The organism is Coprococcus hominis (ex Arizal et al. 2022) (assembly GCF_040094675.1).
Lineage (GTDB): Bacteria > Bacillota > Clostridia > Lachnospirales > Lachnospiraceae > Coprococcus_C > Coprococcus_C hominis.
This window is the reverse complement of sequence record NZ_JBBNHG010000031.1, coordinates 136,268-160,701: the sequence shown is the minus strand read 5'-3', so window position 1 is coordinate 160,701 and position 24,434 is coordinate 136,268. Positions and strand designations below refer to the sequence as shown.

18 protein-coding genes are annotated in these 24,434 nt (G+C 46.4%); 16 read left to right on the top strand and 2 right to left on the bottom strand.

What is annotated here, in order from left to right; all coding sequences use genetic code 11:
• Positions 1–11: 11 nt before the first annotated feature.
• Together AAAT93_RS06345 and scpB are read left to right on the top strand one after the other, a co-directional pair.
• On the top strand, positions 12–764 hold the full coding sequence (locus tag AAAT93_RS06345; RefSeq protein ID WP_021985597.1) for a segregation and condensation protein A: 753 nt from the start codon (positions 12–14) through the stop codon (positions 762–764).
• Positions 765–800: 36 nt separating this feature from the next.
• Complete coding sequence (gene scpB, locus AAAT93_RS06340) at positions 801–1,376, top strand: SMC-Scp complex subunit ScpB (RefSeq protein WP_021985596.1); 576 nt, start codon at positions 801–803, stop codon at positions 1,374–1,376.
• A gap of 40 nt (positions 1,377–1,416) precedes the next feature.
• On the opposite strand, the gene AAAT93_RS06335 is transcribed toward scpB, so the two are convergent.
• Positions 1,417–2,502 carry an HD-GYP domain-containing protein gene (locus AAAT93_RS06335; RefSeq protein WP_227572825.1) on the bottom strand — a complete coding sequence of 362 codons (1,086 nt, stop codon included), beginning with the start codon at positions 2,500–2,502 and terminating at the stop codon, positions 1,417–1,419.
• Between the two features lie 137 nt (positions 2,503–2,639).
• Here AAAT93_RS06335 and AAAT93_RS06330 point away from each other — a divergent pair, with 137 nt between their 5' ends.
• The 4 genes from AAAT93_RS06330 (at position 2,640) to AAAT93_RS06315 (ending at position 9,743) form a co-directional block, all read left to right on the top strand.
• The gene (locus tag AAAT93_RS06330; RefSeq protein WP_227572824.1) at positions 2,640–3,800 is read left to right on the top strand and encodes a D-alanyl-D-alanine carboxypeptidase family protein; all 1,161 of its coding nucleotides are present in this window, start codon (positions 2,640–2,642) and stop codon (positions 3,798–3,800) included.
• Positions 3,801–3,866: 66 nt separating this feature from the next.
• Positions 3,867–4,649 carry a hypothetical protein gene (locus AAAT93_RS06325; protein WP_117780183.1) on the top strand — a complete coding sequence of 261 codons (783 nt, stop codon included), beginning with the start codon at positions 3,867–3,869 and terminating at the stop codon, positions 4,647–4,649.
• A 19-nt stretch (positions 4,650–4,668) separates the two neighbouring features.
• Entirely contained in the window at positions 4,669–5,244 is a 576-nt protein-coding gene (locus AAAT93_RS06320; RefSeq protein WP_118373574.1) for a dipicolinate synthase subunit B, read from the top strand.
• Positions 5,245–5,480: 236 nt separating this feature from the next.
• Positions 5,481–9,743 (top strand): YDG domain-containing protein, encoded by a 4,263-nt coding sequence (locus AAAT93_RS06315; RefSeq protein ID WP_227572823.1) that lies wholly within the window; start codon positions 5,481–5,483, stop codon positions 9,741–9,743.
• Positions 9,744–9,876: 133 nt separating this feature from the next.
• Here AAAT93_RS06315 and asnB read toward each other — a convergent pair whose 3' ends face one another.
• A complete protein-coding gene (gene asnB, locus AAAT93_RS06310; protein WP_227572822.1) occupies positions 9,877–11,715 on the bottom strand; it encodes an asparagine synthase (glutamine-hydrolyzing) in 1,839 nt (612 codons plus the stop codon).
• A 187-nt stretch (positions 11,716–11,902) separates the two neighbouring features.
• Here asnB and AAAT93_RS06305 point away from each other — a divergent pair, with 187 nt between their 5' ends.
• The 10 genes from AAAT93_RS06305 (at position 11,903) to coaE (ending at position 24,420) form a co-directional block, all read left to right on the top strand.
• Positions 11,903–13,075 carry a D-alanyl-D-alanine carboxypeptidase family protein gene (locus tag AAAT93_RS06305; protein WP_021985589.1) on the top strand — a complete coding sequence of 391 codons (1,173 nt, stop codon included), beginning with the start codon at positions 11,903–11,905 and terminating at the stop codon, positions 13,073–13,075.
• Between the two features lie 30 nt (positions 13,076–13,105).
• Positions 13,106–13,903: a metallophosphoesterase gene (locus AAAT93_RS06300; RefSeq protein ID WP_188331996.1), complete on the top strand. Its 798-nt coding sequence runs from the start codon at positions 13,106–13,108 to the stop codon at positions 13,901–13,903.
• An 86-nt stretch (positions 13,904–13,989) separates the two neighbouring features.
• Positions 13,990–15,591 (top strand): L,D-transpeptidase family protein, encoded by a 1,602-nt coding sequence (locus AAAT93_RS06295; RefSeq protein WP_227572821.1) that lies wholly within the window; start codon positions 13,990–13,992, stop codon positions 15,589–15,591.
• Between the two features lie 23 nt (positions 15,592–15,614).
• Positions 15,615–16,445, top strand: coding sequence for a purine-nucleoside phosphorylase (locus tag AAAT93_RS06290; protein ID WP_118545025.1), 831 nt, complete (start codon positions 15,615–15,617; stop codon positions 16,443–16,445).
• Positions 16,446–16,454: 9 nt separating this feature from the next.
• On the top strand, positions 16,455–18,878 hold the full coding sequence (locus AAAT93_RS06285) for a homocysteine S-methyltransferase family protein (RefSeq protein WP_227572820.1): 2,424 nt from the start codon (positions 16,455–16,457) through the stop codon (positions 18,876–18,878).
• A gap of 63 nt (positions 18,879–18,941) precedes the next feature.
• Positions 18,942–19,433 (top strand): acetolactate synthase small subunit, encoded by a 492-nt coding sequence (gene ilvN, locus AAAT93_RS06280; RefSeq protein WP_117780176.1) that lies wholly within the window; start codon positions 18,942–18,944, stop codon positions 19,431–19,433.
• 63 nt (positions 19,434–19,496) lie between these two features.
• A complete protein-coding gene (gene ilvC, locus AAAT93_RS06275; protein WP_021985583.1) occupies positions 19,497–20,516 on the top strand; it encodes a ketol-acid reductoisomerase in 1,020 nt (339 codons plus the stop codon).
• An 81-nt stretch (positions 20,517–20,597) separates the two neighbouring features.
• On the top strand, positions 20,598–21,137 hold the full coding sequence (locus tag AAAT93_RS06270; RefSeq protein ID WP_227572819.1) for a zf-HC2 domain-containing protein: 540 nt from the start codon (positions 20,598–20,600) through the stop codon (positions 21,135–21,137).
• Entirely contained in the window at positions 21,130–23,760 is a 2,631-nt protein-coding gene (gene polA / locus AAAT93_RS06265) for a DNA polymerase I (RefSeq protein ID WP_227572818.1), read from the top strand. Before AAAT93_RS06270 ends, polA begins: the two co-directional genes overlap by 8 nt.
• Positions 23,761–23,781: 21 nt before the next feature.
• Positions 23,782–24,420 (top strand): dephospho-CoA kinase, encoded by a 639-nt coding sequence (gene coaE, locus AAAT93_RS06260; protein ID WP_021985580.1) that lies wholly within the window; start codon positions 23,782–23,784, stop codon positions 24,418–24,420.
• Positions 24,421–24,434 lie beyond the last annotated feature (14 nt).

Genomic DNA, 24,434 nt, shown 5'->3' with positions numbered 1-24,434 from the left:
AATAGCCGGGTATGGACGAAAAATTAGAATTCAAGATCAATCAGTTTGAAGGTCCGCTTGACCTGCTACTGCATCTGATCGATAAGAACAAATTTAATATATTTGATATTCCAATCGTCGAGATTACCGAGCAGTATCTGGATTACCTGAATCGTATGCAGGAGGAAAATCTGGACGTGATGAGTGAATTTCTCGTGATGGCAGCGACATTGATTTCTATTAAGGCGAAGATGTTACTGCCACGCGAGGAGAAGGAAGAGGAAGAAGAGGAGGATCCGCGTGCCGAGCTTGTGCGTCGTCTGTTGGAATACAAGATGTACAAATACGCATCGCTCGAGCTGAAGGATATGAACCTCGATGCCGGAAAGAACTATTATAAGCCGGCGACGATTCCGAAGGAAGTCCTCGAATACAAAGAGGAGATTGATCCGGCAGAGGTGATCGGAGATGTGACACTCGCGAAGTTAAATGAGATATTTACCCAGGTGATGAAGCGTACGGTTGACCGTGTTGATCCGGTGCGTAGTAAATTCGGAACGATCGAGAAGGACGAAGTGCGGATCGAAGATAAGATGGACGATATCCGGGCGAGCATCCGAGGACTAAAGGGTATTAATTTCAAGACACTGCTGGAGATTCAGGCGACGAAGATTAATATCATCGTAACCTTTATGGCAATCTTAGAGCTGATGAAGGTTGGCGATATCACGATCCGGCAGGATGAGCTGTTTGGAGATATCATTATCGATTCGCTGGAAGCATAGAGACAAAGAGATGGAAAGTGAGAGGAAGATACATAGATGGAAGAAAGCGTAAAAAAGACAGAGGCTGCCATTGAGGCAATCCTTTTTTCCATGGGCGATGCAGTTGAGCTGAAGGATCTGGCAGATGTGCTGCAGATAGACGGAAAGACAGTACAGAAGATTCTGGACGATATGATGGTGCGTTACGAGGAAGAGGATCGCGGCATCAAGATTGTTAAGCTGGAGAATGCATATCAGCTCTGTACGAAAAATGAATATTATGATATTTTATCCAGTCTGGTGAATATCCCGAAGAAGCATAGTCTGACGGATTCACTGATGGAGACACTTTCCATCGTGGCATATAAGCAGCCGGTCACAAGACAGGAGATCGAAGCAATCCGTGGTGTATCATGCGTGCATGCAATCAATCGTCTGGTAGAATACAATCTGATTACCGAAGTCGGAAGACTGGATGCGGTCGGTCGACCAATCCTGTTTGGAACAACCGAGGATTTCTTAAGATGTTTCGGTGTTTCTTCGATGGACGAGCTTCCATCTATCACCCCGGACAAGATCGAACGATTCCGTCAGGAGGCAATGGACGAAGTAAATATCAAAGTAGAAGTATAAAGAGAGATAGAAAAATGGGTATCTGTTTGCAGTTACCCATTTATAATATACTGTCAATGTTGATGTCGGTCTGTTTCGACAAATCGATAAAATTATTCTTTGTTTTTACCATCGGTTTGGAGAGACGGACTTTGTTGATAAAGACAATGTCACCTTCCTCACCGTTGCTTAAACGGACTTTACAATTCATATAGCTGTTTACCACGTGCTCTAAGAAAGTAAGCAGGTATTTTGGATTGTATTTTTTTAGTCCGTCTTCCTCGAACATGTTGATGACTTTAAATGGACTGATCGGTCCGCGATAGACGCGTTTTGCTGTCATAGCCTCGTAGATGTCTGCAATCGTGACGATCTGGGCACACCAGTCAATCTGGTTGCCTTTTAAGCCAATCGGGTAGCCGGAGCCATCGCATTTCTCGTGGTGCATCAGGGCGGCATACTGGATATGCGGATCGAGCTTGTTCTTCTGTAACAGCTGATACCCTTTGACCGGATGGGTTTTGATAATGTCGAACTCGTCCTTCGTGAGCCTGCCCGGCTTCTTCAATATCGCATCCGGAATCAGCAGCTTGCCTACATCATGGAACAGACCGCAGGCGGTGATGAGTTTCTTGTCATCTTCGGACAGATTCAGCCAGTCAGCGAAGATATTGCAGATGAGCGCGACGTTTAATGAATGGTTAAAGGTCGAATCATCATAGTTTTTCATGGTTGAAAGCATTGTGAAGATGCTGAGAGGGGAGTCGTTTAACGCTTTCATCGTCGTCATGGTGTTCTGAAGCATCATATCCACGTCAATCGGAGCATTCTTGTAGACAATATCGTTTAAATGATTGCCCATTTCGGAGATGCTTTTCTCATAACGGTGGACGAATTTTTTGTATTGTGGTTTTTCTTTTATTTTCTCAGTGTCAAGCGCAGAGGAGAGATCGTTTTCCTGTGATTCGACAATAGGTTCCACGATATCAGAGATATCAACAAATACAACATCATTGCCAGAAAGCATCTGGATGATACTCTTCGTAAGCACCGTATCCTTCGGTACGATCAGCTTGCCACTGTTGGAGTAGGTGTCGGTCAGTGTAACCATACCTTCCTCTAATTCAGATGTAAAAAGTGTTGCCATACGCGTCATCCTTCGTCGAAAATTCTTCTATTTATTTTACAGGATTTCGGAAACGATTTCAATTAGAAAGTCTAACTCGTCACAATTATCCATATAATGGAGTAGATGTCAGCGAAGTGTGAAAAGAAAGGAATGGCATGAAGAATTGTATTATATATATGCTCGTAATGGTCATTGCGATCTGCGGCTGTCCGGTGTCTGCCTGTGCGGCAGAAGAGCCGGAGTTGTACGCGAGGGCGGCTGTGCTGATGGATGCGGATACCGGGCGGGTATTATACGGAAGGGCACCGGATGAGGCGCTTCCTATGGCAAGCACGACAAAGATCATGACACTGATTCTCGCACTTGAATATGGAAATCCGGATGATGTTGTGACTGTGAGCAGCTACGCGGCAAAGATGCCGGAGGTACGGTTAGGGCTTCATGCCGGTGACCGGTATGTGCTGCAAGATTTGCTGTATTCCATGATGTTAGAGAGCCACAATGACAGCGCATGTGCAGTGGCGGAACAGGTCGGGGGAAGCGTGGAGGCATTTGCGCAGATGATGAACCGGAAGGCGGCGGAAATCGGACTGCATGATACATATTTTATCACACCGAACGGATTAGACGCCGAGGATGCAGGCGGCGTACACCATACGACCGCCCGTGAGTTGGCACAGCTCATGCGGTATTGCGTTACGCAGTCGGAACAGAAAGAAGCGTTTCAGGCAATCTGCCAGACACGGCAGTATACATTCGCAAGCTGTGATGGTACACGGCAGTTTACAGTATATAATAAGAATGCGCTGCTCGACCGCATGGATGGCGTGCTCGCCGGGAAAACGGGATTCACCGGGAATGCCGGGTATTGCTATGTGGCGGCGGTGAATGTCGGGGAGAAACATTTTATCGTGGCGCTGCTTGCGTGTGGCTGGCCGCACAACCGGCATTACAAATGGGCAGATACGAGAGCCCTGCTTGCATATGGCGATGCAAACTATGAATACCGGGAAATCAAACTTGCAGGGGTGCAGATTCCTGCTATTCCGGTCGCAGATGGCTTGGAACCGACGATTTCCGGTACGTGTGAGGGGAAGTTTACCGTTTTGCTTTCTGACTCGGAGACGGTACAGCAGCGGTTTGTACCGGAAAGCGGACTGACCGCACCGGTTGCACGGGGCGACATGGTCGGCACCCTGCAGGTATCCATCGGGGACACCCGGCTTGCCGGATATCCGGTGTATGCGGCAGAAACAGTAGACAAAAAGAATTTTTCTTATTATATTGGAACGGTATTCGATGCATTTTTTTATTGAGAAGCAAGAGACCTTTCCCGAGCAGTATGCATATAATAGAGTATCGTAAGGAGGATGTGACAGCGTATGCGGAATATCATTGTTTTCGGACACGATCCGCGGATGGAGAGTGTCGCCGGATATTTTTATCATCTTGGATATGATGTATATGAGAACCCGGAAGAACCGGTTGCGGATGCGTGTGTGATCACCGCACCGAAACTTTCGGAGGCAGAGGAGGAGATTCTGTGTGCGTACATGACAGACGACCAGATCTTATATCACGGTCTGCTGTCAGCAGCAAGTCGGCAGAAGCTGCAGGAAAAAGGTGTTACCTGTCATCCATATCTGCAGCTTGAAACACTTGTGACGGAGAATGCGCAGCTCACCGCACAGGGAATCCTGTCAATCGCCGGAAGAGATGCCGTGCTCTTGGAAAGCCACTGTCTTGTACTTGGATATGGGCATTGCGGAAAAGCAATCGCAGATGCACTTGCAAAAGCCGGGGCACATGTGGATGTTGCAGTCAGACGGAAGGAACTGAAAGCCGAGATCGAACAGCATGCATATGGATACCGAAATCTTGCACAGTGGGATCATTACGCCTATGACAAATACAGCTATGTGTTCAACACGATACCGGCAATGGTCTTAGACGCCGGGCATCTGCAATGGTTTTCCCCGTCGATTCTCATCTATGATATAGCTTCAAGCCCGGGCGGAACGGATTTTGCGTATTGTAAGGCACACGGCATCCGGGCAGACATCTATCTGGGTATCCCCGGAAAGCTGTATCCAAAGGAAGCAGGAACTGTGATTGCTTCCGGTATCTACGAGCATGCGCTCGTCACGGAGACTCCTTCGGACTAACAAAAAGGAGCCATAAGGTATGCGGTCAGACTGTCATCTGGGATTTGCGATTACCGGATCATTTTGTACGTTCGAAAAGATAAAAAAACAGATAGAGCTTCTACGGGATGAGGCGGCGAGTATCACGCCGATTTTTTCACAGCATGCCTATGAACTGGATACGCGGTTTGCGGAGGCGAAGTCCTTTGTGAAAGAGATTGAGACAATCACAGGAAGAAGCGCGATTCACACGATACAGGGCGCAGAACCGGTCGGACCGAAGAAGCTGTTCGATGCCCTTGTGATCGCACCCTGCACGGGAAACACAGCAGCAAAGCTTGCAAATGGAATCACGGATACTCCGGTTTTGATGGCGGCGAAGTCGCACCTTCGGAACGGGCGTCCCGTGATCATTGCTATTTCCACGAACGATGCGCTTGGCATCAATCTGCAGAATATCGGAAAGCTCATGGTGATGAAGCATATCTATTTCGTTCCGTTTGGACAGGACGATGCGGCAAAAAAGCCGAATTCCTGTGTGGCGGATATGACAAAGATTGCAGAGACGGTAGAATATGCACTGGCAAAGGAGCAGATCCAGCCGGTATTATTATAAAAATGGTTGATTTGGAACCGTTCGTCCCAGAAAAATGCATTTCGTCCCAGAAAGGTTGTCACAACAAGTAAAATATGTTACAAAAAAAGCATGTTACTATCAGAGTAGCGTGCTTTTTTGTTATGGTGAGGGGGAAATGCACACATTTATACGGTGCATTCGATTATCATACAGAAATGATGATTATCGTTAACTGAGATAAGAAAGAGAGGGATCATATGCGAAAAAGAGAGGGAATGAAAAAACGAAGATCAAGGATACTGGCATGGCTGCTGGCGTGTTTAATGGTGCTGTCCGTGATACAGGGGACAGGCTGGGGCAGTCTCACCGTGCAGGCGGAGGAAGAAGTTAACATACCGACAACGTTAAGTGTGGGAAATAATGACATTATAACTAAAGGCATAGTATCAGAGACCACGGAAGGCGATGGATGGAGCTATAATGCGGATACAAATACCCTTACCCTGACGAATGCAAATTTAGGTAGTATCACATATGATGGTGGCGATTTGAATCTGCAAATCAGTGGTGAAAATACCGTAGGACAAATTGACGCAGAGAATTCTGATGCAGCCTATATTACTGGCATAGAAAATGGTACCGACAAAGCTAAACTGTATTGTGGAGGTTTTATATCTGTAGATGCACTTACGATAAATAATATAGAACTAAATGTTGAAGGTGATATAGATAAGGGAGGTAGCGATAGAAGAACTGTATCATTAGAAAATGTAAAGTTATATGTAAAAGGACATATAGATGCAAATATAATTAGCTGTTCTGGAAGTCAGATTAATACAGAGGATCGTGTATTCGTAGGGGGGTCACTTAACTGCGTGGATAGTGAGATTAGAGCGGGGAAAATAGACTTTTCAGCAATAAAGAGAACATATACAAATTCTATTGTGGTAGATAATAGCAGCAACACTACGAGAATCTATGGAGCGGCGACCTTATGTGAAGATCTAACGATTCCAAGTACTGGCACGATTATGTTTGCGGAAGGTGCAAGTATTACGAATCTGGATAAGCTTACCGTGGAAGAAGACGCGAAGATTTTTGTAAATTATAAAATGGATGAGTATGGATCTGAAAGCTATGAGAAACATACACATAATACCGAAGCGACAAAAGGTGGTACATACATAGACAGCCAAAAGCATTACGAGAATGTGGCATGTAAGGATTGCCCGATTGGATATGTAACAGAGACGAAGGTAGAACGGGAGCATACATATGAGAATGGTTTCTGTAAGGCTTGTGACGCCTACGAACCGGCTGTATTAAATTCTAATAATGCCTATGAGATCGGAAATGCCGGTCAGCTTTACTGGTTTGCCGATAAAGTGAATAAGGAGAGGTATAAATATGTAAATGCGAAGGCAGTTCTGACAGCGGATATTGTTGTCAATAAAAATGTCCTTAATGATGGAGACCTTACGAAAGATGTAGATGGATTGCGTGATTGGACACCGATACAACAATATGGTGGAACCTTTGACGGTGCACAGCATACGATCAGTGGTATATATTGTGTTTCAGACACTATTGATGAAGCAGGAATATTTCAGAATACAATCGACAATGCAATTGTAGAAAATATTGGAGTGCTAGATAGCTATTACTGTCTCAAGGAGGGTTACAATGTAGGAGGAATCGTTGGATTCAATAGTGGAATTATTAGAAATTGTTATAATGAAGGAATGGTAAGCAGCTTATATAATAATGATAACTATCTGGGTGGTATCTGTGGAATGAACGGCGGGGGGACCATTACAGGCTGTTATAATAAAGGAAAGGTTGCCAACTCTGTTTGGGGTACTAGGGCTGGTGGCATATGTGGTCGAAGTACTAATAAGATTCTTAATTGCTATAATACCGGATCAGTAACGGGAGGATATATGGTTGGAGGTATATGCGGAAGTAATGCCTCTTCCACCACTTCCGGACGGATCGAAAATTGTTATAACATTGGCACAATAAATACCATTATCAATGATAATGATGACAAAAGAAATATCGCAGTTATTGAGAATGAGAAAGCAGTTGTAAATAATTGCTATTATCTTGAGGATAATTATATTGCAGAGGAAGATGGTGCATCTGGAAGGGATGCAGATGATTTTGCCAGCGGCGAAATTGCTTATCGCTTACAAGTTGGTCAGGACGATCCTGTATGGGGACAGACACTTGCAGACGAAGGCGGAGATCCATACCCGGTACTTGGTGGGAAAACCGTTTATCAGAATGTGACATACAGTGGATGTACAGTAGATACATCGTTGACAATTGAATATTCAAACGAAGAGAAAGATATAAAGTTTACCCATGCACTTGTGAAATCCGAGAAAGTAAATGCGGATTGTGAGAAGGATGGAATGGAAGCTTACTGGACCTGTACAAGCTGTCAGAGGCGGTTCAGCGATGAAGACGGAACAAAGGAACTCAACAAGCTTCCGGTTATTTCAGCGTTTGGACATGATTACAAAGTGGACGAGGAAAAATCAGAGGATGGCACAAGAGCAACGCTGATATTTACCTGCCAGAGAGAAGGCTGTACAGCGGATAAGCACGAAGTAACCGTGACATTAACTGCACCAGATTCTCTTACTTATGCTGGAACTGCCAAGGAAGCAACTGTGACACAGACACCTAAGGATGCGTTTGACTCAGTGAGCGTAAGTTATGAAAGCGTGGATAAGCGAAGAAGTGCCACACTTGTAGAAGGTAAACCGGTCAACGCAGGCGATTATAAAGCGACTGTGACAGTAGGAACAGGAGAAGATGCGGTAAGTGCATCCGTGGAATATACGATACAGAAAAAAGAGATTTCCGTTTATAGTATAGATGCATCTGATAAGATATATGATGGCGCAACGAAAGTAAAGGTTAGCCGTGTAACACTGATCGGAATATTGGAACAGGATGTTGTTGAAGCGGATACGACGGATCTGTATGGTGATCTTCCGGATAAGAATGCCGGTACATATACAGAAATCACACTTCCAGAACTGAAGCTGGTTGGTGATAGTGCGAATAATTATGAATTGACTCAGCCGGATAACCCGATGAAGTTGAATGTCAGCGTAAGTGTACAGAAAGCACCAAAGGCTCCGAACATGCCGGGGGCATCTATGGAGGTAGACTATACGAAGACTACAGTTGGTGCGGTAACACTTCCGGCAGGCTGGAAGTTTGATGATGCTGATATTGACAAGAAGTTAGATGTGGACGTGCCGGTCACAGTGACAGCGAAGTATGCTGACGAAGATGCAGGTAACTACGAGGTAGAAAGTGTCGAGATCACACTGACACGAAAGGCATGTATGCATCCAACAATCAAGTGGATCGTCGATAAAGAAGCGACTGTAGATGCAGAAGGAAGCAGACATAAGGAATGTACGGTCTGCAATACAGTTCTTGCTACCGAGACGATTGCGAAGCTCAAAGCACAAACACCGGATGTTACCATCCGTTACACAACCCATGTACAGACATACGGTTGGCAGGGTGATGAGAACAATGCAAACAAGTGGTTTGCAAATGGCAAGATGGCAGGAACTTCCGGTAAGGCAAAGCGATTGGAAGGTATTAAGATAAGAGTCTATTGGAATGACAACCTTGGCATCCAGTACACAACGCACTGTCAGAGCTATGGCTGGTTACCTTGGTCCGCTAACGGCGAGATGAACGGAACCGAGGGCGAGGCAAAGAGACTGGAAGCAATTAAGATCCAGCTCACAGGCGCAGATAAAGAGAAGTATGATGTATACTATCGTGTACACGCACAATCTTACGGCTGGCTTGCATGGGCGGCAAATGGCGCACCTGCAGGTACAGCAGGTCTTGCGAAGAGACTTGAGGCAATCCAGATCGTAATTGTGAAGAAGGGTGAGAGCTTCGATCATGCAATCGGAAATATCCAGTCTGCCCGTGGAGAAGCATATATCGCATCATCCACAGCAAATGCGAATCCGGTTGTCACAGGTGAGAACAATGTGAACGTAGAATATCGTACACACGTACAGTCCTTTGGCTGGCAGGGCTGGAAGTACAATGGCGTGATGAGCGGAACAAGCGGTAAGGCAAAGAGACTCGAAGGCATCAACATCAAGCTTACGAACAAGCCATACAGCGGAAACATTGTCTATACGACACATGTACAATCCATCGGATGGCAGGGCAATGAGAACAATGTGAATACATGGTTCCGTGATGGTCAGATGGCTGGAACGAGTGGACGTGCGAAGCGCCTCGAAGCAATCCGTATTGCATTAACCGGCGAGATGGCAGAACATTACGACGTATATTACCGTGTACACGCACAGACCTACGGCTGGCTTGCCTGGGCGAAGAACGGCGAAGCTGCCGGAACCGCAGGACTCAGCAAGCGTCTCGAGGGTATCCAGATCGTGCTTGTACCGAAGGGCGGTGCTGCACCGGCGAACAATTACGGTGGTGTTGTAACGACGAATAAGCAGACGTATATCAAGAAATAACATTTTTACACCCGATAAGGTATGATTCAAAGGGAATTAGAATAAAATATACCTTATCGGGTGTATTTTGTATATAAAAGAACGCAGAGGAAGGAGTGAAACGCTCCAACCTCTGCTTTTTTCATGCAATGGATTATAACATATATTTCCGCATCCAGTAGTCGACCTGGAGCAGGTAGGCAATCATCTGTGGTCCGGCCATGAGCTGACCGAACCAAGGCTTTCCATATTCCTTTGGCTCGTCGAGGAACTTTAGCACCGCAGGGATATTCAGATAGCTCCGGAGCGGCGATGCGGTGTCGGTGACGACTTCGCGCAGGCGGTTCGCAAGCACACGTTCGTATTCCGGGTGATAGGTCTTCGGGTAAGGACTTTTCGGACGGTTCATGATCGTGTCCGGCAGGTATTTGGCGGCACAGGCACGGAGCAGGCTCTTCGGGACGCCGTCCTTGGCTTTGATCGACCAAGGAACATTGAATACATAGTCGATGACACGGTAATCGGCGAATGGCACTCTGGCTTCGAGTCCGTGCTGCATGGACGTGCGATCCATCCGGTCGAGGAGCGTCTGCATGAACCAGCGGATATTCAGATAGGCAATTTGGCGTTTCTTCGTATCGAGTGGAGATTCCTCCGGCAGGATATCGACTTCGGAGAGTGTTGTGCGGTATGCTCTGGCGATATATTTTTCCATCTGCATGCTGGCGGCAAATTCCGGATGGAGCAGGGATTTGCGGAAGGAGATGTCCATCGTCCATGGGAAGGTGGTTGATTGCAGCATGGCGTCACGGTGAAACCACGGATAGCCGCCGAAGATCTCATCGGCACATTCACCGGTCAACGTGACCTTGTGGTGTTTTGCAACCTCCCCACAGAAATATAACAGCGACGAATCGACATCTGCCATCGTTGGCAGACACCGGCTGTCGACGGATGCCTCGAGCAGATCGGCAAGCTGCGTGTAGGAACACGTCAGGTAGATATGATCCGAGTGCAGATAGCCTTTCATGATATCAACGTAAGGCCGGTCTTCACTCGGCTGGAAGCTGTTCGCCTGAAAATAAACGGCATTGTCGGTATAATCGAAGGAGTACGTCGTAAGAGGTGTATCCTCCGGCAGGAAATGGCTGCAGACGGCGGATACATACGAGGAGTCCACGCCACCGGAAAGCAGGGTGGAGATCGGAACGTCGGACACCATCTGCATACGGATACTGTCTTCAAGCAGGTATGAGGTTTTCTCTACCGTTTCCTCGTAGCTGTCGGTGTGCGGGTGGCTCTCAATCCGGTAGTATAGCCGGGATGTCATATACTGCGGCGAGTAGGTCAGATATTCGCCGGGCTTGATCTCTTTGATCCCGGAGAATACACCTTTGCCGTACGTCTTCGCCGGTCCGAGGGAGAAGATCTCGTTGAAGCTGTTCATGTCGATGCATGGACGCACGCGCGGGTATTCAAACAATGTATCAATCCTCGAGGCGAACACGAGTGTATCGCCGGTCTTCGTATAATAAAGTGGTTTGACACCGAAGCGGTCACGGTAGAGGTAGAGTGTATTTCGCATGCTGTCGTAGATGGCGATTGCGAAGATACCGTTTAATTCTTTGACAAAGCCCGGTCCGTAATGACAGAACGCAGCGATGATGACTTCCGTATCGGAGTTTGTTTCAAAGGTATAGTTTTTCCGGAGCAGTGTTTTCTTTACTTCCTTGTAGTTGTAGATCTCGCCGTTATATACAATATAGTAGGTGTTTCCGTCCTTCGTATAAGACATGGGCTGTCTGCCATTTTCGAGATCAATGATAGACAAGCGTGTGTGCGCAAGGCAGCACGAATTTATGATGGTATGACCGTAGGTGTCCGGCCCGCGGTGGTTCATCGTATTGATCATACGGGACAGTGTATGAAAGTTTTGCTTGGGATTTTCCGCATAGTTCTGGTCTGGGTTAAAGTAGCCCGCAATGCCACACATACAGATGCTCCTTCACACTTTTTCTTATTATATTCATTTTCTGCAAGGTTGTTTCGTATAATGTACAAATTAGAGGCGGACGGAAATTGTAATTATACTGTATGAATTATCTACGACAGTATATTGTTACAATTTCCGGCGTATTCTATCTAAGTTGTACTAGATAGAAACGCAAAAAGGAGAGGAAATGAAGAAAAAGATTATATGTGCGATTCTGACACTGATCATGATGCTTTGCATAGTTTGTCCGGCTGCGTATGCGGAAACAGAGGATGCGCTTGCAATCCAGTCGAAATCGGTGTTACTGATGGAATTAGAGAGCGGGACGGTACTTTATGAGAAGAATGCGGATGAGATGCTGCGCCCGGCATCGGTGACGAAGGTCATGACATTGCTTTTGATCTTCGAGGCGTTAGAACGCGGAGATATCGCGCTGGACGATACGGTTGTCGTGACTGAGCACGCGGCGTCGATGGGCGGCTCACAATGCTTCTTCGAGGCAGGCGAGGAACAGACGGTGCAGGATATGATCAAATGCATCGAGGTGGCCTCCGGTAACGATGCGGCAGTGGCGATGGCAGAGCATCTGGCAGGTTCGGAGGCAGCGTTTGTCCAGAAGATGAACGAGCGGGCGAAGGAGCTTGGTATGGAGCATACGCATTTTGACAATGCATGCGGGCTGGAGGTTGAGACACATCTGACGTCGGCGCGGGATATCGCGATCATGTCCAGACAGCTTTTGCTTTATCATCCGGATATCCTTACATATTCGACGATCTGGATGGATTCCATCACACATAAGACCAGACGGGGCGAATCACAGTTTGATCTTGCGAATACGAACAAATTCCTGAATCTCTACACAGGGGCAAACGGACTGAAAACCGGATATACATCGCAGGCGAAATACTGTATGTCTGCGACGGCGACGCGGGATGGCGTGACGTTGATCGCAGTTGTGATGGGAGCGGAGACGAAGGAGATCCGGAACAGTGAGGCAATGAAGCTGCTTGATTACGGATTCGCACAGTGCCGTCCATATGTGGATACTGAAGTCGTGCCGGAGGATCTGCAGATCCCGGTGCAGAATGGTACCTGCAAATCGGTGACGGTAAAGCCGGTGGAACAGCACACGATCACGCTTGTAGCGACGAACCCGGATCAGATTGAAAAACAGGTGATCGCCTACGAAAATCTGAAAGCACCGATACAGGAAGGGGATGCGGTCGGTGTTGTGCAGTATTCCTGCAACGGAACGTGTATCAGCGAAGTGATCCTGTATGCAGAGCGGTCGGTGCCGAAGCTTGACTTAAAATACAGCTTATCGGAGATTGCAGGAAGAATATTTATGGCGAAATAACTGAAGATAGGGTATAATAAAGCCATGAGTATGAATTTTCAGATAGTGCGTTACAATTTTATCAGTCAGAAAGTCCGGAAACCATTACGCATTGTGATGATCGCTGATCTGCACAATCAGGTATATGGTCTGGAGAACACGGATCTGCTTACCGCGATTGACACGGAGCAGCCGGATATTATTTTACTGCCTGGCGACATGATCGTCTGTCGGAAGAGCGAACGGAAGAATAACAGGGTGACAGCGGACACAATCCGGAAGATGACTGAAATTGCACCGGTTTATTATTCCTATGGAAATCATGAGCGCGGATTGCTTGAATGCGTGCGGGAGACCGATGGTATCTGGCAGGAATACAGCCAGCATCTCAAAGGTGCACATCATCTGCATATGCTGGTAAATGCACATGAATTTTTAGAGCCTTGGAATGTCTGCCTGTATGGCTTGGATCTGCCCCGGGCGTATTATAAGCGGCTGATCAAGAAACCGCTACGGGAAGATGTGCTTACCAGCATGCTTGGGAAGATGCAGCCGGATCACTGCAATGTGCTGCTTGCACACAATCCGGATTATTTTCGGTCATATTGTACACTGCATCCAGACTTGATCGTGTCCGGGCATAATCATGGCGGCATGATACGGATACCGGGACTTGGCGGAGTGATCTCTCCACGGTTACATCCATTTCCGAAGTATGACTATGGGGTGTATGAGAACACGGATTCCCAGACGAAGATGGTTGTGACTGCAGGATGTGGCATGCATTCGATCCATATCCGGATTAACAACCCGCCGGAGATGGTTGTGATTGATGTAAATAAGATGTAAAATTTCCGCATTTGGTTGCAATCATGCGGTCTATGGGATATGATACAGAAACAGAAATCTGTATACTAAATAAAAAGGACGTAACTATGAGCAGGGGAAAAAAGGATAGAGAAGAAATAACGAATACGGAAGAAGTCAAAGAGACGGAAGTATCAGACGAGATGGAGAAAGCAGAGGATTCGGAGAAAGTAGAGGACGACAAGAAGCCGGAAGAAACGAAAGAAACAGACGATAAGCCCGTGAGTCTCTATGTGCAGGAGCCATTTATTGATCCTTCGGTGTATCGGCAGCGCAGAAAGAAACGGATCATCCGCACGGTGACGATTGCGGTTGTTGCAACATTGCTTGTGGTCTATATCGGTGGCGTGATTTTCCATATGCACCGCTTTGGAGTAAATACGACGATCAACGGCAGGAATGTAGCAGGAAAATCTGTACAGTCTGTGGAGGATATGCTGCTTTCGGATGCACGGAAATACACACTGGATATCAAGTTCAAGGACAGTGATTTTACTTTCGTACTGGGGGATGCGGATTCTGATGTTGCACTGACGGATTCAGTGGATACACTGTTAAAGAAACATTCACCGTTTCTTTGGTTTGTAAACAGCTTTCACAGTTATGATTATAAGATTGATTATACAGTAAACTGTGACAGGGAAAAGTTGGAAGCCTGCCTGCAGGCATCACCGGCACTGGATCGAGCTTCCATGACAGAATCAAAGGACGCGAAGGTTGTTTTGGAGGATGGCGAGGCAAAGGTCATTCCAGAGGAGACGGGAACGAAGCTTGATACGGCAAAGTTATATGACAAGGTAATAAATGCTCTGAAAAATTATGATACTACACTGGATGTGGAAGCCGAAGAGTGTTATATTCCAGCACATATTCTGGCGGATTCGGAGTCCATTCTGAAAACAAAGGAAGACGCAGATGCATTTGTCGATATCGAAGCCGTGTATGATTTTGGTTCGTATACATATACCATTCCAAAGGAAGAACTTACGAAGATGGCATATGTCAGTTCGGATGGAAGTATCCAGATCAGCAGAAGTAATGTGGAAGCGTATGTCGAAAAATTTAAGGAGAAATTCACGACTGCGGATACTGACCGTGAATTTACGACGCATGATAAGAAGACGATTCTCGTGCATGGCGGGTATTATGGCTGGGTGATCGACGCGGAGACAGAGGCGGAGGAGTTGTACGATCTTCTGTCAAAGAAGAAAAGCTTCACGAAGGAACCAGCATGTAAGCGCCGTGGCTATGCACTGTGTGCGCAGAATGATATCGGTTCGACCTATGTGGAGGTTGATCTGACAAACCAGCATGTATATTATTATCAAAATGGCAGATTGAAATGGGACAGTGATTGTGTATCTGGGCAGACACCGGGACACAAGACACCAGGCGGTCTGTATGGTCTTACCTATAAGAAGATGCATGCGACACTGATTGGTGAGGACTATGAGACACCGGTCACATACTGGATGCCGTTCAATGGTGGTATCGGTCTGCACGATGCGAACTGGCGTGGAAAATTCGGTGGAGAAATCTATACCTACAGCGGTTCCCATGGCTGTGTAAATCTGCCGCCATCAAAAGCAGGCGAGTTATATGAGTATGTCGAAGCGGGCATGCCAATCGTATGCTATTGGAGAGATGAAGTCACTTTTGTAAATAAATAGTTCAATTTGCAGGAGGATACGGAATGAAAAAAGAGATAACTTACGAGGAGTTGCAGGCGGCAGCTTCTTATGTGCAGGCACGTCTGCCATATACACCAAAGGTAGCGCTCGTGCTTGGCTCGGGACTGGGCGATTTTGCAGATCGTCTGACGATTGATGCGAAGATCCCATATGGTGAAATCCCACATTTCCCGGTATCGACAGTGGCAGGGCATGCTGGATGTTTCCTGCTTGGAAAAGTCGGGGATTGCCCGGTGCTGATCATGAAGGGACGTGTGCATTATTACGAAGGGTATTCGATGCAGGAGGTTGTGATGCCAGTGCGTGTGATGCACATGCTTGGCGCGGAGATTTTAATTCTTACGAATGCGGCAGGCGGCATGAATCCGTCGTACAAGCCGGGGACGCTGGTACGGATCACGGATCAGATTACGTCGTTTGTGCCATCCCCATTGATTGGAGCAAATATGGAAGCACTTGGTACGAGGTTCCCGGATATGAGTCATGTGTACGACGTAGAGCTTGGAAAAAAGTTGGATTCAGTGGCGAAGGCGCAGGGAATTACTCTGGAAGAAGGCATTTATCTGCAGGCGACCGGACCAAACTATGAGACACCGGCGGAGATCCGCATGTACCGGACACTTGGTGCAGATCTGGTTGGTATGAGTACCGCGTGTGAGGCGATGGCAGCACGGCATGCTGGTATGAAGATCGTTGGTGTATCATGTGTCACGAATATGGCGGCAGGTATGAGCACCGGAGAATTAAACCACAAGGAAGTGCAGGAAACTGCGAATAAGATTGCAGAAGATTTCCAGACACTGATATACAAATTTATTACAGAAATAGGATAAGACAAAATTATGGATAGAAAGATTTTTCACAGATTATTTGAAGATCGAATTGTTATGTTAGATGGTGCAACCGGAAGTAACCTGATGCAGGCAGGCATGCCGGTTGGTGTATGCCCGGAGAAATGGATTCTGGAGCATCCTCAGCACCTGATCAAATTGCAGCGCGCATATATTCAGGCAGGAACAAATATTCTGCTTGCGCCGACCTTTACGGCGAACCGGATCAAGCTTGCCGAATATCATCTCGAGGATAAGATTCGCGAGATGAACATGCAGTTGGTTGACCTGACGCGGACGGCAATCGCACAGGAGAATCATCGTGGATTTATCGCGGGTGATATGACGATGACTGGCAGACAGCTTCAGCCGGTCGGTGATCTGGCGTTTGAGGAACTGGTGGATGTATATAAGGAACAGGCACAGATCCTCGTGGAGGCAGGTGTCGATCTGTTCTTTGTAGAGACGATGATGAGCCTTGCGGAGGCGCGTGCATGCGTGATCGCCATTAAAGAGGTCTGTAATCTGCCAATCATGGTAAGCATGACCTTTAACAGCGATGGAAAGACGTTGTTCGGCTCGACACCAGAGGCGTCTGTGATCGTGCTGCAGTCGCTTGGCGTCGATGCGGTTGGCATCAACTGTTCGACTGGACCGAAGGAGATGGAAGCACTGATCAAGCGTATGGTGCGGTACGCAACGATTCCGGTATTTGCGAAGCCAAACAATGGCATGCCGGAGCTGATCGATGGCGAGACGAAATATACAATGACACCGGAGACGTTTGCTGAGTATGGACGCGCTTTGGTGGAAGCCGGAGCGAGAGCTGTGGGTGGCTGTTGTGGTTCGACACCGAAGCATATCGAGATGCTGAAGAAGGTTGTCCGCTCCGTGGAGCCGGAGGCAACGAAACCAGTCTGTACCCGTGTATTATCCAGTGAGAGTGCAGTACAGGAAATCCATCTCGATGGCAATTTTTTAGTCGTCGGGGAACGTATCAATCCGACCGGAAAGAAAAAACTGCAGGAGATGCTTCGTGCAGGAAACATGGATATGGTTGTACAGATGGCAGAAGAACAGACGGAACGTGGGGCGAAGATTCTCGATATCAATATGGGTATGAACGGCATTGACGAGCTGGAAATGATGAGGCGTGCTGTTTACGAAGTGATTTCTGTGACGAATCTTCCGCTCTGTATTGATTCGAGTCATGTCGAGATTATCGAAGCAGCACTCCGTATCTATCCGGGACGTGCGCTTATTAACTCAATTTCATTAGAAGAGAAGAAATGCCGCCCGCTTATGCGGATTGCAAAGAAATATGGTGCGATGGCGATACTCCTTCCGCTTTCGGACAAGGGCTTGCCGGAGAATCTTGATGAGAAGAAAGAGATTATCCGCCGGTTGCTAGAGATCGCGGACGAGGAAGGCTTGTCACGCGATTCCCTGATCATCGATGGTCTGGTTGCAACGGTTGGTGCAAACCGGATGGCGGCACTTGAAACACTCGATACGATTGCCTATTGTAAGAATGAACTGCAGATTCCGACGATCTGTGGTCTGTCCAATATTTCCTTCGGACTGCCAGAGCGAATCAACGTCAATACCGCATTTCTGACGATGGCGATCGCAAACGGTCTGACAATGGCAATCTGTAATCCGGGACAGGCAATGCTTGTGAATGCGAGCCTTGCGGCAGATCTGCTGCTTGCCAAGGAGGATTCGGATAATATTTATGTGGAAAATGTAGTCGCTTTATCCCAGACCGAACAGACGGCTGCCAAGAATGTGGCAGGTGTGTCCGAAGAAGGAAGCCGTGTCTATCACGATGTTGTAAAGGGTAACAAAGGCAGTATCGTGGAGAATGTAAAGAAGGAATTAGAGTCGGGCAAAGATCCGCAGACAATCATTGATGAGGATCTGATTCCGGCAGTCAACAAGGTTGGCGAGTTGTTTGAACAGAAGAAATATTTCCTGCCACAGCTCATTGCGGGTGCGACGGCGATGGATCTTGCAATCGAATACATCACGCCGCTGCTTCATATCGAAGAGAATGCCAAGCCGAAGGGTACAGTCATTATGGCGACGGTCGAGGGTGATATCCACGATATCGGTAAAAACCTTGTTGTCCTGATGCTGAAAAACTACGGCTACAAGGTTGTGGATTTAGGCAAGGATGTGCCGCTTGACAAGATCATTGCGGCAGCGAAGGAAGAGCATGCCGATATCATCGGATTATCTGCGCTTATGACAACGACGATGATGCGGATGAAGGATGCCGTTGAGTATGTGCGCGCAAATAACCTTCCTTATAAGGTCATCATCGGAGGTGCCGTTGTATCGCAGAATTTTGCAGATGAGATCGGGGCAGACGGTTACTCTAAGGATGCAAACGAGGCGGTAAAGCTTGTTGACAAACTATTGACAGACAAGTAACAAAGGGTTAAAATAGCAGATAATAATTTTTGACGAAATAATAGGAGAAAGGTGGAACATTTTATGAAAAAAATGGTCTTATCCCTTTTGGTAGATAATACATCCGGTGTACTGAGCCGTGTGTCCGGAATGTTTAGCCGTAGAGGATATAATATTGACAGCTTATCAGTTGGCGTGACAGAGAATCCAAGATATTCCCGTATGACGGTTGCCGTGAGCGGCGATGATCGTATTTTGAGCCAGATCAAAAAACAGCTTCTGAAGCTGGAGGATGTCTGCGAGATTACGGAACTGAAAGATGGAGAGTCTGTATGCCGTGAACTTCTGCTTGTCAAGATCAAGGCAAGTCTGGAAGAGAGACAGCAGATTATTTCCCTGACGGATGTATTCCGTGCAAAGGTTGTTGATGTATCAACGGATTCCGTTATGATAGAGATTACAGGAAATGTCAACAAGATTGAAGCATTTATCTCGCTTCTGGATGGGTTCGAGATTTCCGAGATGGTACGTACAGGCTTGACAGGTCTTACAAGAGGCGCTGTAAGCGGAAACTAAGGTCATTACTTACGATTAAGTAGTAACGATAAATATTTTTTACAAAATCAGGAGGATATGATAATGTCAGCAAAGATTTTTTATCAGGAAGATTGTAATCTGTCACTGTTGGATGGCAAGACAATTGCAATCATCGGCTATGGTAGCCAGGGTCATGCACATGCTTTGAACTTGAAGGACAGCGGATGCCACGTCATCATCGGTCTTTACGAGGGAAGCAAGTCATGGGCTAAGGCTGAGGCACAGGGATTTGAAGTATATACATCTGCAGAAGCAGCAAAGCGTGCAGATATCATCATGATTCTGATCAACGATGAGTTGCAGGCAGGCCTTTACAAGAACGATATTGAGCCGAACCTTGAGCCGGGCAACATGCTTATGTTCGCACATGGTTTCAATATTCACTTCAACCAGATCATTCCACCTAAGGATGTCGACGTAACAATGATTGCACCTAAGGCACCTGGTCACACAGTACGTAGTGAGTATCAGGCTGGCAAGGGTACACCTTGTCTGATCGCTGTATATCAGGATGCAACAGGTAAGGCTCAGGATCTTGCACTTGCTTATGGTCTTGGTATCGGTGGAGCAAGAGCCGGAATTCTTGAGACAACATTCAGAACAGAGACAGAGACAGACCTCTTCGGTGAGCAGGCAGTCCTTTGTGGTGGTGTATGTGCACTTATGCAGGCTGGTTTCGAGACTCTTTGCGAAGCTGGTTATGACCCAAGAAATGCATATTTTGAGTGTATCCATGAGATGAAGCTGATCGTAGATCTGATCTATCAGTCAGGTTTCGCAGGCATGAGATATTCTATCTCTAACACAGCTGAGTATGGTGATTACATCACAGGTCCTAAGATTGTAACAGAAGAGACAAAGAAGACAATGAAGAAGATCCTGAAGGATATCCAGGATGGTACATTCGCAAAAGACTTCCTGCTTGATATGTCTTCCGCAGGTGGACAGGCTCACTTCAAGGCTCTTAGAAAACTTGCTTCTGAGCATCCATCAGAGAAGGTTGGCGAGGAGATTCGTAAGTTATATAGCTGGAATGGTGAAGGAAAGCTGATCGATAACTAAGATACACATTTTGAAGAACCTAGATCCGTTTCGATCTAGGTTCTTTGTTTTTGGCAGAGATTATGACAGGTGGTGTAAGTTATGACATGTTTGGAAGCACAATCAAATATAATGGCATTCATAGAGAAGAAACTTCCGGACGATGTGATCCCGGATTTTGTAAAGCATATGCGGTACTGCAAGAATTGCAGGGAAGAGCTGGAGATTTACTATACGTTGATCGTTGGCATGCATCAGGTCGATAACAACCAGGAACTGTCACAGAATTTTGCAAAGGATCTGGAGAATGAACTGAATCGTCTGGAACACCGTGTAAAGCAGGCGAAACGTTTCAAGTTCTCCACATTTGGACTTGTGTTTGGAGTGGCAGTCGTATTTTTGTTTTTTGTATACAATCAATGTCTGGATAAGGTATATAATATCGAACAGCGGATGAAACTGGAAGCACAGGGGGATACTTATTTTTACGATACATTTGGTTTGGAGATGTCCGTTTGCTTAAATGATATTGTACAGGAAGTGCAGATTGCACAGAAACCGAAGGAATCAACCTTTTATGAAAAACTACGTGAATATCAATTAACCCACCCGGAAAGTGAGGAGACGGAGAGCGATGAATAAATTATTATTGATTGACGGAAACAGCATCATGAATCGTGCGTTTTACGGAATCCCGGATATGACAACGAATGACGGGAGACATACCAACGCGATTTATGGTTTTTTAAATATAATCTTGAAGGTAATCGAGGAAGAACAGGCAACACATATTTGTGTTGCTTTTGATTTAAAGAAGAAAACATTTCGCCATGAGATGTATGAGGCGTATAAGGGAACGCGAAAGGGTATGCCGGAAGAACTGCATGAGCAGATGCCGAGAATCAAGGAGATTCTGCAGGCAATGCACATCCGAATCGTGGAACAGGAAGGCTTTGAGGCGGATGATCTGATCGGTACGTTATCAAAGAAGGGTGAGCGCGAAGGCTTTGCCGTTACGATTCTATCTGGTGATCGTGACCTGTTGCAGCTTGCGACAGATACCGTGCTCGTACGCATCCCGAAGACAAAGCATGGTAAGACTGAGGTCGAGGATTATTATGCAAAAAATGTGGTGGAAACCTATGGAGTAACACCGTTGATTTTCATAGATATGAAAGGTCTGATGGGTGATACTTCGGATAATATTCCAGGTGTGCCGGGAATCGGTGAGAAGACAGCGGCAAAGCTGCTTGCGGAGTATGGTGACTTAGATGGTGTCTATGCGGCTGTGGACAGCATGAAGGCAAGCAGGATGAAACAGAATCTGATTGAGAACAAAGATCTGGCATATCTGTCTAAGACGCTTGCAACGATCAAGCTGGACTGCCCGATTCCATTTGAATTTTCAGAGGCAACGTATCACGATCCGTTTAATGCCGAGGCATATACGTTATTTGAAGATTTAGAGTTAAAGAGCTTTTATAAGCGGTTCTCGGTTGAGAAGAAGGAAGAACTGACCTTCGAGACAGTATTGATCGATGATATTGACGGTTACAACGCTCTGCTTGCAAAGCTGCAAAAGGCGAAGGAAGTTTCCTTTGCGTGGATCACACAGGATGGAGAAGCACTTGGCGTTGCGGTCTGTATGGATTTGGAGCATGTCTATCTGATCCGGTTTATGATGTTTATCACGGAGGCGATGGTTGCAGACAATCTCCTTGCGTTGAGCCGGGATTATCAGGTGCAGTTAGCATGTATGCACGTGAAAAAGCTGCTTTCATTTTTGGATTTTCATGAGGAAGATGCAGTATTTGACGCTGGACTTGCGGCATATCTGTTACAGCCAAATCAGTCAGAATATGAATACGATACGCTTGCAAAGGTGTATCTGGACGTGACGCTGCCGTCAGAGAAGGAAATGCTTGGCAAGGAGAAGCTAGGATATTTCTCCTTCGAAGATGAAAAAGTACAAAAATGGATGGCATATCAGGCGATTGTGCCATATAAGATAAAGTCAGTTTTGCGAGAGAAATTAAAAGAGACAGGAATGGAATCACTCTATGATGAGATGGAGCTTCCTTGTCTGTATGCGTTATATGAGATGGAGAAAAATGGTATCCGCGTCGATGGTGAGGCATTGCATCAGTATGGGAAAAAACTCCGTACACGGATCGAGGAGCTTACCGCAGAGATTCATGCAATGGCGGGGGAAGAATTTAACATCAATTCTCCGAAAAAACTTGGCGAGATTTTATTTGAGAAACTTGGATTAAAAAATGGAAAGAAGACAAAGACCGGATATTCGACGAGTGCAGAGGTGTTAGAGAAGCTTAAAAATGCACATCCGATCATACCGAAGATCTTAGAATACCGTCAGCTTACGAAGCTTAATTCCACCTATGCAGAGGGATTGGCTGGTTATATCCGGGCAGATGGAAGAATTCATGGCAAGTTCCATCAGACGGTAACTGTGACAGGACGTATCAGTTCGGCAGATCCGAATCTGCAGAATATCCCGACGCGTATGCCGCTTGGCAGAGAAATCCGTAAGGTCTTTATTCCGGAGGAAGGATCGGTGTTTGTTGATGCTGATTATTCCCAGATTGAGCTGCGTGTGCTTGCACATATGTCCGGTGATGCGGCTTTGATTGCGGCATATCAGGCGGATGAGGATATCCATGCGATCACGGCATCACAGGTATTCGATGTGCCACTCGATCAGGTGGACAGTACCCTTCGCCGGAAAGCAAAGGCGGTAAATTTTGGAATTGTTTACGGCATCAGCTCCTTTGGTCTAGGACAGGATCTCGATATCTCCAGAAAGGAAGCGGAGGGCTATATCGAGAAATATTTTGCAACCTATGGCAAGGTTAAGGAATTTTTAGACCGAACGGTGGAAGATGCGAAGAAAAACGGCTATACGGTCACGATGTTTGGACGGAGACGCCCGATTCCAGAGCTTGCTTCCTCGAACTTTATGACACGGAGTTTTGGCGAGCGTGCGGCAATGAACGCCCCGGTACAAGGAACTGCGGCGGATATTATCAAGATTGCAATGGTTCGTGTGAATCGTCGGCTCAAAAAAGAACATTTGCAGTCAAAGCTTGTACTTCAGATCCACGATGAGCTGATCATCGAGACAAAGAAGGAAGAGTTAGAGATCGTACAGAAGATTTTGGTGCAAGAGATGATGCATGCGGCAGACCTTGTTGTGCCGCTTCTTGTGGATGCAAATGTTGGTGACAGCTGGTATGATGCGAAGTAAGGACATTCAGGGAGATTCAGAATGCTGATATTAGGAATTACTGGAGGCGTTGGCTCTGGAAAAAGTAAAATATTATATGACCTGTCTAATTTATATGGGGCATATATTGTCGAGACCGATAAACTTGCCCATACGCTGATGGAGCCGGGACAGACAGTATATCAGGCGGTTGTGGAAGCGTTTGGCACGGAGATTTTGCAGGCAGAGGAACCATATGCAATCGACCGGGCGAAGTTTGCACAGATCGTGTTTGCTGACAAAGAAAAGCTTGCACAGTTAAATGCACTTACGCATCCGGCTGTGAAGGCATGGATTCGGAAAGACATCGAGGAGAAACGGAAGCAGGACGTGAAGATCTATGTGATCGAGGCGGCACTTCTGATTCAGGATGGATATAAGGAGATCTGCGATGAAATCTGGTATATCTATGTCAATGAGGAGACGCGGATCAAACGATTGATGAAACAGCGCGGCTATACCGAGGAACGCTGCCGTGCGATGTTCCACAGTCAGGAACCGGAATCATATTATAGAAAATATGCAGATTTCACTATAAATAATCAATTAGACTATGAAAATTCATCAAAACAACTAAAAGATAGGTTGAATATCTTACTTGGAGATGCTATAATTTTAATTAATCATGGGAAAACAGACTAATTTCAGGAGGAAAC

Bases quoted from the DNA above. Each gene is read 5' to 3' on its own strand.
- AAAT93_RS06290 (WP_118545025.1), top strand. From the start codon at position 15,615: ATGAAAAAAGAGATAACTTACGAGGAGTTGCAGGCGGCAGCTTCTTAT.
- ilvC (WP_021985583.1), top strand. From the start codon at position 19,497: ATGTCAGCAAAGATTTTTTATCAGGAAGATTGTAATCTGTCACTGTTG.
- AAAT93_RS06345 (WP_021985597.1), top strand. From the start codon at position 12: ATGGACGAAAAATTAGAATTCAAGATCAATCAGTTTGAAGGTCCGCTT.
- AAAT93_RS06315 (WP_227572823.1), top strand. From the start codon at position 5,481: ATGAAAAAACGAAGATCAAGGATACTGGCATGGCTGCTGGCGTGTTTA.
- asnB (WP_227572822.1), bottom strand. From the start codon at position 11,715: ATGTGTGGCATTGCGGGCTACTTTAACCCAGACCAGAACTATGCGGAA.
- AAAT93_RS06300 (WP_188331996.1), top strand. From the start codon at position 13,106: ATGAATTTTCAGATAGTGCGTTACAATTTTATCAGTCAGAAAGTCCGG.
- AAAT93_RS06305 (WP_021985589.1), top strand. From the start codon at position 11,903: ATGAAGAAAAAGATTATATGTGCGATTCTGACACTGATCATGATGCTT.
- scpB (WP_021985596.1), top strand. From the start codon at position 801: ATGGAAGAAAGCGTAAAAAAGACAGAGGCTGCCATTGAGGCAATCCTT.
- AAAT93_RS06320 (WP_118373574.1), top strand. From the start codon at position 4,669: ATGCGGTCAGACTGTCATCTGGGATTTGCGATTACCGGATCATTTTGT.
- polA (WP_227572818.1), top strand. From the start codon at position 21,130: ATGAATAAATTATTATTGATTGACGGAAACAGCATCATGAATCGTGCG.
- ilvN (WP_117780176.1), top strand. From the start codon at position 18,942: ATGAAAAAAATGGTCTTATCCCTTTTGGTAGATAATACATCCGGTGTA.
- AAAT93_RS06325 (WP_117780183.1), top strand. From the start codon at position 3,867: ATGCGGAATATCATTGTTTTCGGACACGATCCGCGGATGGAGAGTGTC.
- AAAT93_RS06285 (WP_227572820.1), top strand. From the start codon at position 16,455: ATGGATAGAAAGATTTTTCACAGATTATTTGAAGATCGAATTGTTATG.
- AAAT93_RS06330 (WP_227572824.1), top strand. From the start codon at position 2,640: ATGAAGAATTGTATTATATATATGCTCGTAATGGTCATTGCGATCTGC.
- AAAT93_RS06335 (WP_227572825.1), bottom strand. From the start codon at position 2,502: ATGGCAACACTTTTTACATCTGAATTAGAGGAAGGTATGGTTACACTG.
- coaE (WP_021985580.1), top strand. From the start codon at position 23,782: ATGCTGATATTAGGAATTACTGGAGGCGTTGGCTCTGGAAAAAGTAAA.
- AAAT93_RS06270 (WP_227572819.1), top strand. From the start codon at position 20,598: ATGACATGTTTGGAAGCACAATCAAATATAATGGCATTCATAGAGAAG.
- AAAT93_RS06295 (WP_227572821.1), top strand. From the start codon at position 13,990: ATGAGCAGGGGAAAAAAGGATAGAGAAGAAATAACGAATACGGAAGAA.